The 16,052-nt window shown below is 60.3% G+C and carries 12 protein-coding genes; 3 read left to right on the forward strand and 9 right to left on the reverse strand.

All coding sequences use genetic code 11. The annotated features are described in order from the left end of the window. Positions 1-227 precede the first annotated feature (227 nt). Positions 228-866, forward strand: coding sequence for a MarC family protein (locus EHO01S_RS12190; protein WP_024524213.1), 639 nt, complete (start codon positions 228-230; stop codon positions 864-866). Positions 867-966: 100 nt separating this feature from the next. Beyond that, complete coding sequence (locus EHO01S_RS12195; RefSeq protein ID WP_024524214.1) at positions 967-2,217, forward strand: ammonium transporter; 1,251 nt, start codon at positions 967-969, stop codon at positions 2,215-2,217. Between the two features lie 101 nt (positions 2,218-2,318). Here EHO01S_RS12195 and EHO01S_RS12200 read toward each other — a convergent pair whose 3' ends face one another. Further along, positions 2,319-3,365 (reverse strand): FAD:protein FMN transferase, encoded by a 1,047-nt coding sequence (locus EHO01S_RS12200; RefSeq protein WP_024524215.1) that lies wholly within the window; start codon positions 3,363-3,365, stop codon positions 2,319-2,321. A gap of 304 nt (positions 3,366-3,669) precedes the next feature. Here EHO01S_RS12200 and dpaA point away from each other — a divergent pair, with 304 nt between their 5' ends. Next, positions 3,670-4,392, forward strand: a complete 723-nt coding sequence (gene dpaA / locus EHO01S_RS12205) for a peptidoglycan meso-diaminopimelic acid protein amidase (RefSeq protein WP_024524216.1) — start codon at positions 3,670-3,672, stop codon at positions 4,390-4,392. Here dpaA and EHO01S_RS12210 read toward each other — a convergent pair. From EHO01S_RS12210 to purL, 8 genes are all read right to left on the reverse strand, one after another. Next, positions 4,363-5,130 (reverse strand): class II glutamine amidotransferase, encoded by a 768-nt coding sequence (locus EHO01S_RS12210; RefSeq protein WP_024524217.1) that lies wholly within the window; start codon positions 5,128-5,130, stop codon positions 4,363-4,365. The genes dpaA and EHO01S_RS12210 overlap by 30 nt on opposite strands. 51 nt (positions 5,131-5,181) lie before the next feature. After that, entirely contained in the window at positions 5,182-5,760 is a 579-nt protein-coding gene (gene lpcA, locus EHO01S_RS12215; RefSeq protein WP_024524218.1) for a D-sedoheptulose 7-phosphate isomerase, read from the reverse strand. Positions 5,761-5,997: 237 nt separating this feature from the next. Continuing rightward, the gene (gene glnB, locus EHO01S_RS12220) at positions 5,998-6,336 is read right to left on the reverse strand and encodes a nitrogen regulatory protein P-II (RefSeq protein ID WP_024524219.1); all 339 of its coding nucleotides are present in this window, start codon (positions 6,334-6,336) and stop codon (positions 5,998-6,000) included. A 13-nt stretch (positions 6,337-6,349) separates the two neighbouring features. Then, complete coding sequence (locus EHO01S_RS12225) at positions 6,350-7,972, reverse strand: NAD+ synthase (protein ID WP_024524220.1); 1,623 nt, start codon at positions 7,970-7,972, stop codon at positions 6,350-6,352. A 163-nt stretch (positions 7,973-8,135) separates the two neighbouring features. Then, positions 8,136-9,476, reverse strand: a complete 1,341-nt coding sequence (glrR, locus tag EHO01S_RS12230; RefSeq protein WP_024524221.1) for a two-component system response regulator GlrR — start codon at positions 9,474-9,476, stop codon at positions 8,136-8,138. A gap of 3 nt (positions 9,477-9,479) precedes the next feature. After that, the gene (gene qseG / locus EHO01S_RS12235) at positions 9,480-10,190 is read right to left on the reverse strand and encodes a two-component system QseEF-associated lipoprotein QseG (protein ID WP_115314576.1); all 711 of its coding nucleotides are present in this window, start codon (positions 10,188-10,190) and stop codon (positions 9,480-9,482) included. Positions 10,191-10,198: 8 nt separating this feature from the next. Next, the gene (locus EHO01S_RS12240; RefSeq protein ID WP_024524223.1) at positions 10,199-11,614 is read right to left on the reverse strand and encodes a sensor histidine kinase; all 1,416 of its coding nucleotides are present in this window, start codon (positions 11,612-11,614) and stop codon (positions 10,199-10,201) included. 472 nt (positions 11,615-12,086) lie between these two features. Continuing rightward, complete coding sequence (purL, locus tag EHO01S_RS12245; RefSeq protein WP_155964359.1) at positions 12,087-15,977, reverse strand: phosphoribosylformylglycinamidine synthase; 3,891 nt, start codon at positions 15,975-15,977, stop codon at positions 12,087-12,089. Between the last annotated feature and the right edge of the window lie 75 nt (positions 15,978-16,052).

Here is a 16,052-nt window from a genome sequence, read left to right on the forward strand (position 1 = left end):
GGTCTAAACCGCGGAAATCGCGCCGCGCTAGAGAGGCCGCGGCCGCCGTGGAGGTTGTGGCGCGTAACCGATATCGAGACGCTTGCTGAGCGGCGGCTCGCACAGACTAGCCCGGGTACGAGCCACTCGCTGCTGTCGCCGCCGGCAATCAGGCGGTGCAGCATTGTTCCGGGGAGAGGCGGCCAAGTCGGAGCATCGCCTCATGGTTGTCTGCGGAGAACGATGGCATGGAAACATGGCTGACCCATTTTCTACTGACCTATGTCACCTTTCTGTCGATGTTCTGCCCTCCGGCAACCATTACCGCGGCTGCGATCCTGTTAGGGCGGGTTCCACCCGCTACACTGCGTCAACTGGCGTGGAAGGTCGCCCTGGAGTATGTGGTCGTGATGCTGATCGCCATCTGGATCGGCAACTATTTACTGATCGCCCTGGGACTCAATAGCCATGCGCTCACCGCCACTGGCGGCGCGGCGCTGTTGTATCAGGGCTGGCCGCTGATGACCCGAGGAACCAAAGTCGAGTCCGCGCGCATGCCCAATACCCCTATCGATGTAAGGGATATGGTACCGGTGCCGTTACTGTTTCCCCTCACCATCGGCGGCGGCACCATCGCTGTCGGCATTTCGTTAGCCAGCCACATGCCTTCACTTAGCGAACTGCTACAGCTCTCAGCCGTGATCTTGGTGATGGCCCCGACCATTGCCCTGACCTTTCTGGCGGTAGGTCCGCTACATGGCCGTCTGTCTGCCGGCGCGCTGGATGCCATGGCGCGCATCGCCGGCATCGTATTGGTCACGCTGGCAATACAATTACTGGCCTCCGGTCTGACCCGGTTGGTGTTGGAATTTATCTTGCCCAAATAAACGCTGATTTCTCGGCATCAACAGAGAAATAGGCGGCAGCGGCGCGGCACACTGCCGTTTTTACTTTGCCGTAACCACAATGAGCACTGGGAGAGAAAAGGTGGAGAACTCCTTTCTATTACTGCATTCACTCGATATACCCAATACAGCCTTTATGTTGCTATGCACCAGCCTGGTGATGTTAATGACGCCCGGCTTGGCTTTTTTTTACGGTGGCTTGGTTTCGCGTAAAAGTATTATTACCATCATGTCGCAAAGTTTCTTTTCTATGGGGTGGGTGGCGATATTATGGTTTGCGGTCGGTTATTCACTCAGCTTTGCCCCATCGGCCAACGGTATTATAGGCAATCCATTCTATTACGCCTTCCTCAACCATATCGGTCCGCACAGCATGTACAGCGGTAATAGCGGAGGGTTACCGTTACTGGTGCATGTCGGTTATCAAATGATGTTTGCCATTATTACACCGGCGCTCATCACTGGGGCCTTTGCCAACCGAGTGAATTTCCCAGCCTATCTGATTTTTATTACGCTGTGGACACTATGCGTCTATTGTCCATTCGTCCATATGGTCTGGAGCCCTTACGGCTTGCTGGCTAAATGGGGCGTGGTCGACTTTGCCGGCGGGATTGTCGTGCATGCCACGGCAGGCTTTGCAGCCCTGGCCGCGGCCTTGTATGTCGGGAAGCGGACGGTGCGTTCCGATGGCACGCACAATACTCCTTACGTCGCCTTAGGGGCCGGCTTGCTGTGGTTTGGCTGGTATGGCTTTAATGCCGGCTCAGAGCTCCAGGTAAATACCGTCACGGTTTCCGCCTTTATCACGACCGATATCGCCGCCGCCTTCGCCGCCGTGACGTGGTTTATCATTGCCAAAATACATACCGGGAAGCCCAAACTGACCGGTTTCCTGACCGGCTCCGTTGCCGGACTGGCGACCATCACCCCGGCCGCCGGCTATGTCTCTATTCAGTCGGCCGCGCTGATCGGTATTACGGCGGCCGTGATCTGCTACGCCAGCGTCTCGCTGGTGCGCCGCTATCTTGATGATGCGTTGGATGTCTTCGGCGTACACGGTATGGGGGGGATCACCGGCACCCTTCTCGTCGGCATCTTTGCTTCCACCGTCTGGAATGCCAATGGGCCGACCGGGCTATTACAAGGAAATAGCCTGCAATTGGCGAAACAGTTGGTCGCGGTGCTATTTGCCAGCGCCTGGTCATTTATCATGACGCTGCTGATCCTATGGGCAGTCAATAAACTCACCCCGGTAAAGATTAACCAACAGCAGGTCGGCGAAGAGTTGGACACCACGCTAATGGAAGAGAGCGCCTACGGTAACGCCAAATAACCCTAGCTGCGCACTCTCAGGCGGCCCGGTGCGCTTCCCGTGCCATGGCCGCCCGATTTTCTGCCGCTGCGCCAAGTTTGGCGCGGCGCGCCTCACGCCCTTTACGGTTGTGCCGCTGCCAGATAGCGGGCGAACGCCGTCGAGGTGCGCTCCTCGAAGCCATGCTCTCCCTTGATGATCATATACACCGGAATATTCATCCGGTTAGCCAACGCCAAGGCGCGATCCGGCCCCATCACGAACAATCCGGTGGAGAGACCGTCGGCGGTCATACAGCGTGGTGCCAACACGGTGATCGATGCCAGACGGTGCGTGACCGGCCGGCCGGTCTGCGGATCGATCTCATGTGAGAAGCGCTGCCCATCCTGCTCAAAGTAATTCCGGTAATCGCCGGAGGTCGCGACCGCCATCGCGCCCGGTTCAATGATCGCCTGTACCCGTTGTTGCGCGCCGGTTGAGGGTTTTTCGATCGCGATGCGCCAAGGACTCTTCTCGCCGTTATTGCCCAAGGTGCGCACCTCGCCACCGATATCGACCATATAGTTATCGATATGCAACGAGTGCAGATAGTCGGCGACCACATCGACCCCATACCCCTTAGCGATCGCCGACAAGTCGACATACAGTTCAGGAATATCTTTGAGCAACGCATTGCCCCGTAGCGACAGATGCTGGATCCCGACCCAGGCACGTCGTTGTGCAATCTGTGCCGGCGATGGCTCGCGATCTGGCCTCCCCTCGGGACCGAACCCCCACAGATTCACCAGAGGCCCCACGGTCACATCTAGCGCGCCATCCGTCAGCTTATTGATACGCAACGCCTCTTTTACCACCCGCGCAGTGTCTGCCGAGACCGGGAAGGGGGTATCCAGCGCACGGCTCTGGTTAAAACGGCTCAGCTCCGAGGCGGGGCGATAGGTGGACATCTGATCGTTCACGCGTTCGAGCAGACGGTCGATTTCCGCCTGTACCTGAGCCGGTGCCGGCGTATCGGCGGCGGGGAGGTATTTGACGGCGTAGTAAGTTCCCATGGTCTTACCGGCGAGATCGACCTGTGTCGGGCCGCAACCGCTCAACAACAGAAGGGTTGCCAGCAGCATCAGGAGACGGGCCGCGACGCCTCGCCCTAGGGAAAAGAGTGTCATCATGCTTGGTGCCTATTCTCGCGGGGCGATCCGGGTGAGCGCCCCGCCGCTTACGCGGGAAACGCACATTATGGCGGCCCCGCTCTGCGTCGTCCAATCCTGCCAACGGGTTATAAGCCAGCGGCGTCTTACCCGCTGACATGATAAAAATACGCGGCGCGTATGGCGCAGGCACGTTCCGCTACGCGGCACGAAAAAAACGCTCACTCTCACGGCGAGCTCTGGATTACACTGTGCGCACTTAAGGGTGGGTCAATCGACATTATCCGAAAAACGTCGTGCTATTACTTCTTTGACAGGGTTCTACATGGGTAAGATAGTTGCCTTGCTGGCGATATGCCTGGCATTGCCGTTGGCTGCGTGCAAATCCTCCGCCAGCGAGTCCGGTTCCGTGCCGCGTAGCGGCGTTAATAGCCTGCTGGGCTCGCCGGTCTATATTCAAATCTTCAAGGAAGAGCGCCAGTTGGAACTGTACGCGAAAGTGCAGAACCGCTATCAGCTGGTGAAGCGTTTCCCCATCTGTAAGTTTTCCGGGGGACTCGGTCCGAAACGCAGCGAAGGTGATTTTAAGAGCCCCGAAGGCTTCTACCAAATCGATGCCCGTCATCTGAAGCCCGATAGCCGCTACTACCAGGCGATTAATATCGGCTACCCGAACCCTTACGATCAGGCACACGGCTACTCCGGGAAATACCTGATGATCCATGGTGACTGCGTCTCGGTTGGCTGCTATGCCATGACCAACGCCGGGATCTCGGAAATCTACCGTTACGTGCAGAGCGCCTTCCGCAACGGTCAAATGCTGGTCGATATCAACATCTACCCATTCCGCATGACGGAGCAGAACATGCAGCGTCACCGCAACTCCAGCTATATTAACTTCTGGCGCGAGTTACAACCGGGTTACCAATACTTCGCCCACTATGCGCGGCCGCCACAGGTCAATGTGCAGGACGGACGCTATGTGGTCAACGCCTCGCAATCCGAGAGTAATCCCCCCTCACGCCTGGCGTTCACCCAGGCAGAATAGCGCAAACGTCCCCGGCGCGATGCGTTGCCACGACTCATCGCAAGTCAGCGGTTGGGTGGCAATCACCGAAACGACGTCATCCGGCGTCGTTTCGGCCTGAAAATCGATCACCACATCCTCATCCACCAGTGTCGCTTTCCCGAACGGTGCGCGGCGCGTGATCCAGTGCAGTTGCGTGCTACAGTAGGCCATCACATAGCGCCCGTCAGAAAGCAGCATGTTGAAGACGCCGCGCTGGCGCAACACGTCGGCACAGCGGGCGATAAAGTGAAACAGGGCCAGCGCGTCATCCGGCGGCTGCGGATAACGGCTATGCATCTGCTGCAACAACCAGCAAAAAGCATACTCGCTGTCGGTCTCGCCGATCGGCTGGTAATTGCCGGTCGCTAACGTCAGATAGTCGTCGAGCTGGCCATTATGAGCGAAGGTCCAGTTACGCCCCCATAACTCACGAGTGAAGGGATGGGTGTTTTCCAAGGCCACGCTGCCGCGATTGGCCTGGCGCACGTGCGACACTACCGCACAAGACTTGATCGGATACTCACGCACCAGGCGGGCGATCGGCGAGCTGTGGCTGGGCAAGGGATCTTTAAAGGTGCGACAGCCTTTCCCCTCGTAGAAGGTGATACCCCAGCCATCCTTATGCGGGCCGGTACGACCGCCGCGCAACGCCAGCGCGGTAAAGCTAAAGCAGATATCCGTCGGCACGTTGGCGCTCATGCCCAGCAGCTCACACATTCCCGTTCCTCACTCGTTTCGGGGCGAACACCAGATTCGCCCCCGCCGCCATCAGGCCGCCATCTCTTTTTCGATCAGTTGGATCATAATGTGGATCGCCTTGATGTGGATCTCCTGGATGCGATCGGCGTAGCCGAAGTGCGGCACCCGGATCTCCACATCGGCGCTGCCCGCCATCTTGCCGCCATCCTTGCCGGTTAGGGTGATCACCTTCATCCCTTTGGCTCGCGCCGCCTCGATGGCCTTGATGATGTTAGCGGAGTTGCCCGACGTCGAGATCCCCAACAGCACGTCGCCTTCACGCCCGACGGCTTCGAGGTAACGAGAAAAGACATAATCATAGCCGAAGTCGTTGCTGACGCAGGAGAGATGGCTGGGATCGGAGATGGCGATCGCCGGGTAACCGGGACGGTTTTCACGATAACGTCCGGTCAACTCTTCGGCAAAGTGCATCGCATCGCAATGAGAGCCGCCATTGCCGCAAGAGAGCACCTTGCCGCCGGCCTTAAACGAGGCGGCCAATAGCTGCGCCGCCTGCTGGATAGCCAAGATGTTAGCCGGGTCGGCCAGGAAGTTATTCAGTGTCTGCGCCGCTTCGTTCAGCTCGCTACGAATCAGATCTTGATACATGGGCACGCCTCATCAATGAGTTCAATTCGGATTACTGATGCAGTGTAACGGATCGTCTCTAGGAGGAGAAGCGAGGCCGCCCCCCAGGCGGTGCGCGCCCGTGGCGCGGAAAGGTTCGTTTCCGAGCAGCACTGGCACAAAAGCAGGCAAATCGTAGGGAGGAATGCGCGATAACGCTAAGAAAAGAGCCGGACGACGCGACGCACACGCGTCGTCCAGGATGACAGGGGACGGGCGTTAGATCGCCTCTTCGTCTTGCTCTCCAGTACGGATACGCACTACGCGCGCGACGTCATAGACAAAGATCTTACCGTCGCCGATCTTACCGGTCTGCGCCGTCTGCATGATGGTTTCGACACAGGTATCGACGATATCATCGGTCACCACGATCTCCAGTTTCACCTTGGGCAGGAAATCGACCATATACTCTGCGCCGCGATACAGCTCGGTATGTCCCTTCTGGCGTCCGAAGCCTTTGACTTCAGTTACCGTCATGCCGGTGATACCGACTTCGGCCAACGCCTCACGCACATCATCCAACTTGAACGGCTTAATAATCGCATCAATCTTTTTCATCACTGCTCCTCTGTCACCAGTTTTTGCGGCCAAAGCCGGAGGTTATCGGATAACGGCGATCTTTGCCGAAGTTGCGTGCCGTGATACGAGGCCCGACGGCGGCTTGACGGCGTTTGTATTCGTTGATGTCCACCAGACGGATCACCTTGCGCACCACCGCCTCGTCGAAGCCATCGGCCACCAGCTGTGCCACCGACTTATCCTGTTCGACGTAACCTTGCAGGATGGCGTCTAACACATCATAGGGCGGCAGACTATCTTGATCGACCTGATCCGGCGCCAGCTCGGCGGAAGGCGGACGATCGATCACCCGCTGCGGGATCACATAACCCAGCGTGTTGCGGTAGCGTGCCAGCTGGAATACCAGGGTCTTCGGTACATCCTTCAACACGTCGAAACCGCCAGCCATATCGCCATACAGCGTGGCATAGCCGACCGCCATCTCACTCTTGTTGCCGGTGGTCAGCACCAGACGACGACGCTTATTGGACAGCGCCATCAGCACCACGCCCCGGCAACGCGCCTGGAGGTTCTCTTCGGTGGTATCGCGCTCGGTGCCGGCGAACAGTGGCGCCAATTGCCCCATGAAAGCATCGAACATCGGCTCGATAGAGAGGATATCGAACTCGACCCCCATGGTCTGCGCTTGCTCCTGCGCATCGGCCACGCTGATGTCGGCGGTGTAGCGGAACGGCATCATCAGCGCCTGTACCCGCTCTTTACCCAATGCATCCACCGCGATAGCCAGCGTCAATGCGGAATCGATGCCCCCGGACAGCCCCAACACCGCGCCCTGGAAACCGTTCTTAACGACATAGTCGCGCACCGCCAGGACCAGCGCCCGGTAAATCTGCGCTAACGGCGGCAACTCGCTGGCCGCATCGCGCATCGGCAGCGGGCGGGTCTCTGCCATCTGTACCTGCGTCACTTGCTCATCGAAGGCCGCCAGACGGTGAGTCAACTGCCCCTGGGCGTCGAAAACCTTAGAGCAACCGTCGAACACCAACTCATCCTGACCGCCGACCTGATTCAGGTAAAGCAGCGGCAGCCCGGTGCGACGGCAATGATCGGCCAGCAGGGTGTTGCGCATGTAGGGTTTTTCGCGGTTATAGGGAGAGGCATTGATGGTAAGCAATAGCTCGGCCCCCGCGGCGGCCACCGCATCCACCGGCTCAGTGAACCACACATCCTCACAGATCAGCAGCCCCAAGCGGTAACCCTTCAGGTTAAAGACGCAGGGAGCATCGCCGGCGCTAAAGTAGCGCATCTCGTCGAACACGCCGTAGTTGGGCAGACGTTGCTTGTAGTAACGCGCCTGTAACTGCCCGTCGGCGAACACCGACAGCGCATTGTACAGCGCCCCATGCTCACGCCAAGGGTGACCGACGATCACGGCGATCGATCCGGAGGCCTGGCACAGGCGCGCCAACTGGCTCTGGCAGCGCTGGTGGAAGTCATCCCGGTACAGCAGATCTTCCGGCGGGTAGCCACAGAGCGCCAGCTCAGAGAACATCACAATGTCGGCGCCCGCCTGCTGTTGCTGCGCCATGATGGCCAGCATACGCTCGGCGTTACCTTCGATGTCACCGACCAGCAAGTTCAGCTGGGCCAGTGCAATGGAGAGAGTTCGACTCATAAATACTCACTGTCCAATACGCCGCAGGGCGCCGCACGCGGCATACCGCAGCCTGACTGATAAAAATCCGCAGGGAGTGTAAATCATTCCGACGACTTTGTTTAGCGCCCACGAATGCGCACCGAGCCGGAAGGCGCCTGTTCAAGGCACCATTACCGCTCCCTTACTCCTTGAAATCATTTGGATCAAGCGCGTGACGCGACAACAGCTTATAGAATTCGGTGCGGTTGCGTCCGGCCATGCGTGCCGCATGTGTAACGTTGCCCTTGGTGATCTGCAACAACTTACGCAGATAGTGTAGTTCGAAGTGATGGCGTGCCTCGACAAAGGTCGGTAAGGCGCTGTTCTCACCCTGTAAGGCCTGCTCGACTAGCGCCTCACTGATCACCGGCGCGGTGGTCAACGCGACGCACTGTTCGATTACGTTGACCAATTGGCGCACATTGCCCGGCCAGGCGGCACCGACCAGCGCGCGCATCGCGCCACTGGAAAAGCTACGCACCTGCGGCTTGTGGCGTTCGGCAGCCTGGCGCAACAGGTGCACCGCCAGCAAAGGGATATCCTCCGGACGCTGATTGAGAGCCGGTAAACGTAACGACACCACATTGAGGCGGTAGAAGAGATCTTCACGAAACTCACCTAACTCCATCGCCTTCGGCAGATGGCGATGGGTGGCGGAAATGATGCGCACATCGATAGCGATGTCGTGATTACTGCCCAGCGGGCGCACCTTGCGCTCCTGCAAGACGCGCAACAGTTTCACCTGCAAAGCCAATGGCATGTCGCCAATCTCGTCGAGAAACAGCGTTCCCCCGGCGGCGGCCTGAAACAATCCCTCGCGGCTGCTCACCGCCCCGGTAAACGCGCCCTTGGCATGGCCAAACAGTTCGGACTCCAGCAAGGGCTCCGGCAAGGCGCCGCAGTTGATGGCGATAAAGGCCCGACCGGCACGTGGACTGGCGCGGTGGATGGCGCGCGCCAACAGCTCCTTTCCGGTGCCGCTCTGACCGTTGATCAACACGCTGACATCGGATTGAGCCACCAGGCGCGCCTGCTCCAGCAGCCGTAGCATTAATGGGCTGCGGGTGACGAAAGCCTGACGCCATGCGTCATCGCCGCCCTGAGGACGCGATTGACGCAAGGCGTCGTCGATCGCCTGGTATAAGGCGTCACGATCCACCGGTTTGGTGAGAAAGCTGAACACCCCCTGCTGGGTGGCGGCCACGGCATCGGGAATCGAGCCATGCGCCGTCAGGATGATCACCGGCATCCCCGGCTGACGTTTCTGGATCTCACTGAACAACGCCATACCGTCCATCTCATCCATGCGCAGATCGCTGATCACCAAGTCGATCGGCTCTCGCGCCAGCTGCCGCAAGGCCTCTTGCCCACTGGCGGCGGTCGCCACCCGAAAGCCCTCGCTGCTCAGGCGCATGCCTAACAGTTTCAGCAGGCTGGGATCATCGTCAACCAGCAACAGCTGGGCGGCGTGGGTTGATGTCATCCGTTATGGCTCCTTACTCGTCTCGCCGCTGGCGTTCGGCGCTATCGCGCCCCCAGTACGTCCTTCTGGCACAATCTGCTTGCGTGCGGAGAGTTGGCGTTCGATATCCGTCAGGTTCTCCAGCTTGCGCTGGGTCTCCTCCAACTGCGCTTGCAACGCCTGACATTGTGCGTGCAGCGCTGCCAGCTGCGCCTCACTGCTGCTCTGGAGACGCTGGTAACGCGCACGCTCTTCCGCCAGGGTAAGGATCTGCGCCTGCTGGCTACGCCAGAGCTGGATCAACGGCTGCAACGCCGGCGGAAATTGGTCATCGAGGGCCGCCAGGCGGTCGAGGATTTGGCGACGTTCGGCCAGGCTCGGCTCGGCACGCCCGATCAATAGACTCTGCTTCAACGCCGCCGACCAACTCTCACCGGCTAAGCGATGAGCCTGGGCGCGAGCCTCGCCTCGGTTTAATTGTTGCGCACAACTCATGGCGCGCAGCCAATATAGACCGTTCGCCAACGCCGACGGCGCCTGTTCGCGCCACAACGTCGCACAGGCGACCTGTTGATAATCACCGTGTACCGTGCCGGCATTGACCTTCGTGCTACCCGGCGGATGCGCGCTGTGCTCGCCAGTGCCTCGACACCCGCCGAGCGACAGCAGCAGCAACCACGGCAACAGACGACATAAACGCAGGAGAGAGGGCGCGCGGAGCAACCAGGTACGCATACTTACTGTTATCTCGCTAACGGGAGTTCGATGCGGAAGCAGACATCGGCCGCGCTATCCGCCACCAGACGCAAGTCGCCATGCATTCGACGCAGTGAGTCCCGAGCGATGCTCAACCCCAGACCACTACCCTTAACGGCGCCCTTACGCTGCTGACTCCCTTGAAAAAAAGGCTCAAAAATCATCGCTTGCTCATCGGCAGGGATCGGCGTTCCCTGATTCGCGACCTCAATCACTAGGCACGCGCCCTCCCGACGGCTACGCAGCCAAATGGTACCGGATTCCGCGCCATAGTGCACCGCATTGGAGTAGAGATTCTCCAGTACCCGTTCTAATAACACCGGTTGCGCCAAACAGCGATGCTCGCGCAGATCGCTCTGTGTCTGCATCCCCTTGGCGCGCGCCGGGAGCCGATGGGCGGCAACGACCCGCTGTACCAACGCGTGCAGATCGAGGGGCGACAGCGTCAGCGCACTGTCGGCCAAATGACGGTTATAGTCGAGCAGTTGCTCGATCAGCTGCTGCAAATGGCGACTGCTGCTGTCCAAGATGGTCACCACCTCACGCTGATCGGCACTCAGTGGCCCGGCGACCTCATCGGCCAATAATGCCGTCCCCTCGCGTAGGCTGGCCAGCGGTGTCTTTAATTCATGGGAGAGGTGACGCAAAAACTCGTGGCGCTGCGACTCTAGCCAAGCCAGCCGATCGCTGAGCCAGAGAATGCGCTGAGCCAGGGTACGGATCTCGCGTGGGCCGCGGAAAGGCGTATCCCGCCCCAAGGTCTCCCCTTCGCCCAGACGGCGGATCATCCGCTCGACATCCTTCACCGGGCCGATAATCATCCAAGTAAACAGCCCGACCAACAACACGCTGACCAAGAATAGCACCAGCGCCTGCCAGCCGAAGTAACGCCCGCGCTCGGCGATTGCCTGTTGCAACTGCTGCCCCCGACTAAACAACACATTGCGTGTCGCTTGTACCATCGTGCCATTGGCTTGCGAGAAGCGAGCGAGCGCCGCATCGGCCTCCGTCTGCGGCAGGCTATTCACGCACTGCGGCTGAGCCAATTGCGTCAATAGCGCGTCAAGTTGCCGATAGTCGCTCCCATCGGGCAACAACGCGGCATGCTGCTCCAACAGTTGACGATATTGCGCATGCTGACGCTGATAGAGCGCGGCGAGGCGCGCATCGCCCAACACGCAGTATTGGCGGTAGCTGCGCTCCATCTCCAGCGCCAGCACCGCCATCGCCTCGCTCCGCCGCGCGTCGCTCAGGGTCGTGTGATTGACATCGGCGGCCTGTGCGCTCAGGTGGTTTAGACTCTGGTAGGCCTGATAGGCCAGCACCAGCAACGGTAACAACACCAGCAAGAAGGCCAACAGCACTAACTGGCGCAGAGAACGGGGGAACAGGGGCCATGACATGCGACATCACTCCCGGCGGTAACGCACTAAACGGGTCGCCACATGCTACCCGAGCGCCCAGAATGAGAAAAGCCCGACGGCGCGAAGCCGGCGGGCCTAATGATATGCCGCCGAGGGTCAACCCGGCGTGCGGCCTGCGCTAGCTCTCAGCACAGGATAAGAATAGGTGGCGCCTCACTCAACGTGTCGTCCTGTGCCTGATAAAGCGCCGAAGCGACTGTTATCGATATTCCCGGACGGTAGGCACCGTGCTAATGGCGTCATTCGAGGTTTTATGGAGCCGGCCATCAAGGCGCTGACATAAAGAGTTGAATGAGCAACCACTAATATGGTTACACAACTGCCGATAAATAAAAAGTAGCAGCGTTTAATATTCTGTAATATTAGGAGCAATCTGGTCGAAGCGCCAGTCGATCACCGCCGACTGGCGCACCGCGCGGCCAGCGCCGAAACGCCGGCCGCGCTAGCCGGCTCAGCCCAGCGCCCGACGCGCGTTGCGGAACAGGCGTAACCACGGGCCATCCTCGCCCCACTCGGCCGGATGCCAGGAGTTGCTCACACTGCGGAATACGCGCTCCGGATGCGGCATCATCACCGTCGCTCGCCCGTCCTGGCTGCTCAAGGCGGTAATGCCATTCGGCGAACCATTCGGGTTAGCCGGATAACGTTCGGTCACCTGGGCGAAGTTATCGACATAGCGCAGCGCGACCAATCCCTGCTGCTCCAAGGCCGCCAGATGCGCCGTATCGCGGACCTCGACCCGCCCTTCGCCATGCGACACCGCGATAGGCAGGCGCGACCCGCTCATTCCCTGTAGGAACAGGGAGGGACTATCGCTGACCTCGACCAGACTGAAACGCGCCTCGAAGCGTTCGGAGACGTTGCGCACGAAACGCGGCCACAACTCGGCCCCTGGGATCAGCGAGCGTAGGTTAGACATCATCTGGCAACCATTGCATACCCCCAGCGCCAGCGTTTCTGGCCGTTGGAAGAAGGCGGCAAACTGGTCACGGGCTCGCGCGTTAAATAGGATCGACTTGGCCCAGCCCTCGCCGGCCCCCAACACGTCGCCGTAGGAGAAGCCACCGCAAGCCACCAGCGCCTGGAACTGATCCAGGGTGAGGCGGCCAGCGAGGATGTCACTCATATGCACATCCTGCGCCTCGAAGCCTGCGCGGTGGAAAGCGGCCGCCATCTCGACGTGCGAGTTTACCCCCTGTTCTCGCAGCACCGCCAAGCGCGGACGCGCGCCACGAGCGATAAAGGGAGCCGCAATGTCCTCCTGCGGATCGAAACTCAGCGCCACGTTTAGCCCCGGGTCCTCCTCCAGCAGTTTGCCTTGGTGTTCTTGATCGGCACACTGTGGGTTATCGCGCAGGCGTTGCATCTGCCAGGTGGTCTCGGCCCACCAGGCGCGCAGGGTAGAGCGCTTCTCGTCGTATACACTATGCGCGCCGCGACGGATATGCAGCCGATCGCCCGGCATCGCCTGACCTATCTCGTGGCTAATCGCCGCCAGACCGTGCTCGGCCAAGACGGCTTGCACCGCCGCCAGCTCGGTCTGCGCCACCTGGATCACCGCCCCCAGCTCTTCGCTAAACAGCACCGCCAGCGTATCCTCCCCCAACGCGGCGATGTCGATATCCAGCGCGCAGTGACCGGCAAAGGCCATCTCGGCCAGGGTCACCAACAGCCCTCCATCGCCGCGATCGTGATAAGCCAACAGCAGCCCCTGCGCCACCAACTGCTGCATGGCGGCGAAGAAGGCGCCTAACTGGGCGGCGTCGCGGACATCGGCCGGGACATCCCCCAGTTGGCGATACACCTGAGCCAGCGCGCTGGCACCTAGCGCATTGCGCCCGGCGCCGAGATCGATCAGTAGCAGCGCGTTCGGCTGCGCGCAGCGCAGCTGGGGAGTCAGGGTCCGGCGTACATCCTCTACCCGCGCAAACGCCGTGATCACCAGCGACAGCGGCGCCGTCATCTCGCGCTCCTCGCCATCCTGCTGCCAACGGGTCTTCATCGACATCGAGTCTTTACCCACCGGAATGGTCAGACCCAGCGCCGGACACAGCTCTTCGCCCACCGCCTTGACCGCCTGATACAGGCCGGCATCCTCGCCGGGATGCCCCGCCGCCGCCATCCAGTTGGCGGAGAGTTTGACGCGTTTGATATCGCCGATGTGGCAGGCCGCCAGGTTGGTCAGTGCCTCCCCCACCGCCAGACGCGCCGAAGCAGCGAAGTCGAGCAACGCCACTGGGGCGCGTTCGCCCAACGCCATCGCCTCGCCATAGTAGCTATCCAGGCTGGCGCAGGTAACCGCGCAGTCGGCCACCGGTACCTGCCAGGGGCCGACCATCTGGTCACGCGCCACCATGCCGGTCACGCTGCGATCGCCGATGGTGATCAGGAAGGTTTTCTCCGCCACCGCCGGCAGATGCAATACCCGGCGCACCGCCTCATCAAGCTCGATGGCCGTGCGCTCCAAGGCATTAGCCGGCGCACGCAAGGTGTCGACCCGGCGTGTCATCTTCGGTGTCTTGCCCAACAGCACGTCGAGCGGCATATCGATTGGCCGGTTGGCGAAGTGGCGATCATTTAAGGTGAGGTGACGCGCCTCTGTCGCCTCGCCGATCACCGCATAGGGCGCACGCTCACGCTCGCAGATGGCGGCAAAACGCGGCAGATCCTGCGCCGCCACCGCCAAGACATAACGCTCCTGTGATTCGTTACACCACAGCGCCAGCGGACTCATGCCCGCCTCATCGTTGGGAATATCTCGCAGCTCGAAGCGCCCACCGCGCCCACCGTCGCTCACCAACTCCGGCATGGCATTGGACAGGCCACCTGCGCCTACGTCATGGATAAAGCGGATCGGATTGGCCTCACCCAACTGCCAGCAGCGATCGATCACCTCCTGACAGCGCCGCTCCATCTCCGGGTTATCGCGCTGCACCGACGCGAAGTCGAGATCGGCGTCGGACTGCCCGGAGGTCATCGACGAGGCGGCGCCGCCGCCCAGGCCGATATTCATCGCTGGCCCGCCCAGCACGATCAGTTGGTCGCCGACGGCGATCTCCCCTTTCTGGACGTGTTCGGCGCGAATATTACCAAGACCGCCGGCCAACATGATCGGCTTGTGATAGCCGCGTAGCTCTACGCCGTTATGGCTGGCGACGCGCTCCTCGTAGGTGCGGAAATAGCCCAGTAACGCTGGACGGCCGAACTCGTTGTTGAACGCCGCCCCGCCCAGCGGGCCGTCGGTCATGATATTCAGCGCGCTGACGATGCGCGACGGACGGCCAAAATCCTGCTCCCAAGGCTGTTCGAAACCGGGAATACGCAAGTTGGAAACGGCGAAACCGACCAGCGCGGCCTTAGGCTTGGCCCCCCGTCCCGTCGCGCCTTCATCACGGATCTCCCCGCCGGAACCCGTGGCCGCGCCGGGCCAAGGCGAGATCGCCGTCGGGTGGTTATGGGTCTCCACTTTCATCAGGATGTGGGCCGGCTCTTGGTGGAAGCCATAACATCCGCTCTCGCCATCGGCAAAGAAACGCCCTACCGCCGAGCCCTCCATCACCGCCGCGTTGTCCTTATAGGCCGACAACACATGATCCGGCGTCTGTTGATAGGTGTTTTTAATCATCTGGAACAGCGATTTCGGCTGGCTCTGGCCATCGATCACCCAATCGGCGTTGAAGATCTTGTGACGGCAGTGTTCAGAGTTGGCCTGGGTGAACATGTACAGTTCAACATCACTCGGATTGCGCTCCAGGCGGGTGAACGCCGCCAGCAGGTAGTCCATCTCATCCTGCGCCAACGCCAGCCCCAGACGCTGATTGGCCTCCTCCAGCGCGGTGCGGCCACCATGCAGGATATCGATATGCTGCACCGGCTGCGGCTCATGCTGGGTAAATAATTGCTGCGCCTGATCCAGGCGGGTGAAGACACACTCCATCATGCGGTCATGCAACAGATCCTGTAACGTCTGCCATTGCGCGTCGCTGAGGGGCTCACTCGTAATGTAGTAGGCTAGCCCTCGCTCCAGACGGCGCACCTGTTGTAGTCCGCAGTGGTGAGCGATATCGGTCGCCTTGGAAGACCAAGGCGAAAGGGTGCCCGGACGCGGGGTAACCAGCAACAGGCGCCCCGACAGCGCATGCGTGGCTTGCGACGGCCCATAGGTCAGCAGTTGTTGCAGAATGGCGGATGCCGCGGCGTCCAACGGCGCGCTGACATCGGCAAAGTGCATGTACTCAGCATAGATGGCGCTCACCGGCAGGGAAGCCTCCCGGCAGGCAGAGAGCAGTTGGTTAACACGAAAGGCCGATAAAGCGGGAGAGCCGCGCAGAATTTCCATGATGATTTAATTCTCTCGTCTGCGAGGAAGCTGTTTACAGCCGCCTCAATGGGCGAAACAGGGGGAAACCGGCGCCAT

The organism is Edwardsiella hoshinae NBRC 105699 = ATCC 33379, from assembly GCF_000474215.1.
Classification (GTDB): Bacteria; Pseudomonadota; Gammaproteobacteria; order Enterobacterales; family Enterobacteriaceae; genus Edwardsiella; species Edwardsiella hoshinae.

What these genes read in the sequence shown, in the direction of transcription:
- glnB (WP_024524219.1), bottom strand. Translation starts at nt 6,336, where the DNA reads ATGAAAAAGATTGATGCGATTATTAAGCCGTTCAAGTTGGATGATGTG.
- EHO01S_RS12210 (WP_024524217.1), bottom strand. Translation starts at nt 5,130, where the DNA reads ATGTGTGAGCTGCTGGGCATGAGCGCCAACGTGCCGACGGATATCTGC.
- EHO01S_RS12200 (WP_024524215.1), bottom strand. Translation starts at nt 3,365, where the DNA reads ATGATGACACTCTTTTCCCTAGGGCGAGGCGTCGCGGCCCGTCTCCTG.
- glrR (WP_024524221.1), bottom strand. Translation starts at nt 9,476, where the DNA reads ATGACATCAACCCACGCCGCCCAGCTGTTGCTGGTTGACGATGATCCC.
- EHO01S_RS12240 (WP_024524223.1), bottom strand. Translation starts at nt 11,614, where the DNA reads ATGTCATGGCCCCTGTTCCCCCGTTCTCTGCGCCAGTTAGTGCTGTTG.
- dpaA (WP_024524216.1), top strand. Translation starts at nt 3,670, where the DNA reads ATGGGTAAGATAGTTGCCTTGCTGGCGATATGCCTGGCATTGCCGTTG.
- EHO01S_RS12225 (WP_024524220.1), bottom strand. Translation starts at nt 7,972, where the DNA reads ATGAGTCGAACTCTCTCCATTGCACTGGCCCAGCTGAACTTGCTGGTC.
- EHO01S_RS12190 (WP_024524213.1), top strand. Translation starts at nt 228, where the DNA reads ATGGAAACATGGCTGACCCATTTTCTACTGACCTATGTCACCTTTCTG.
- qseG (WP_115314576.1), bottom strand. Translation starts at nt 10,190, where the DNA reads ATGCGTACCTGGTTGCTCCGCGCGCCCTCTCTCCTGCGTTTATGTCGT.
- lpcA (WP_024524218.1), bottom strand. Translation starts at nt 5,760, where the DNA reads ATGTATCAAGATCTGATTCGTAGCGAGCTGAACGAAGCGGCGCAGACA.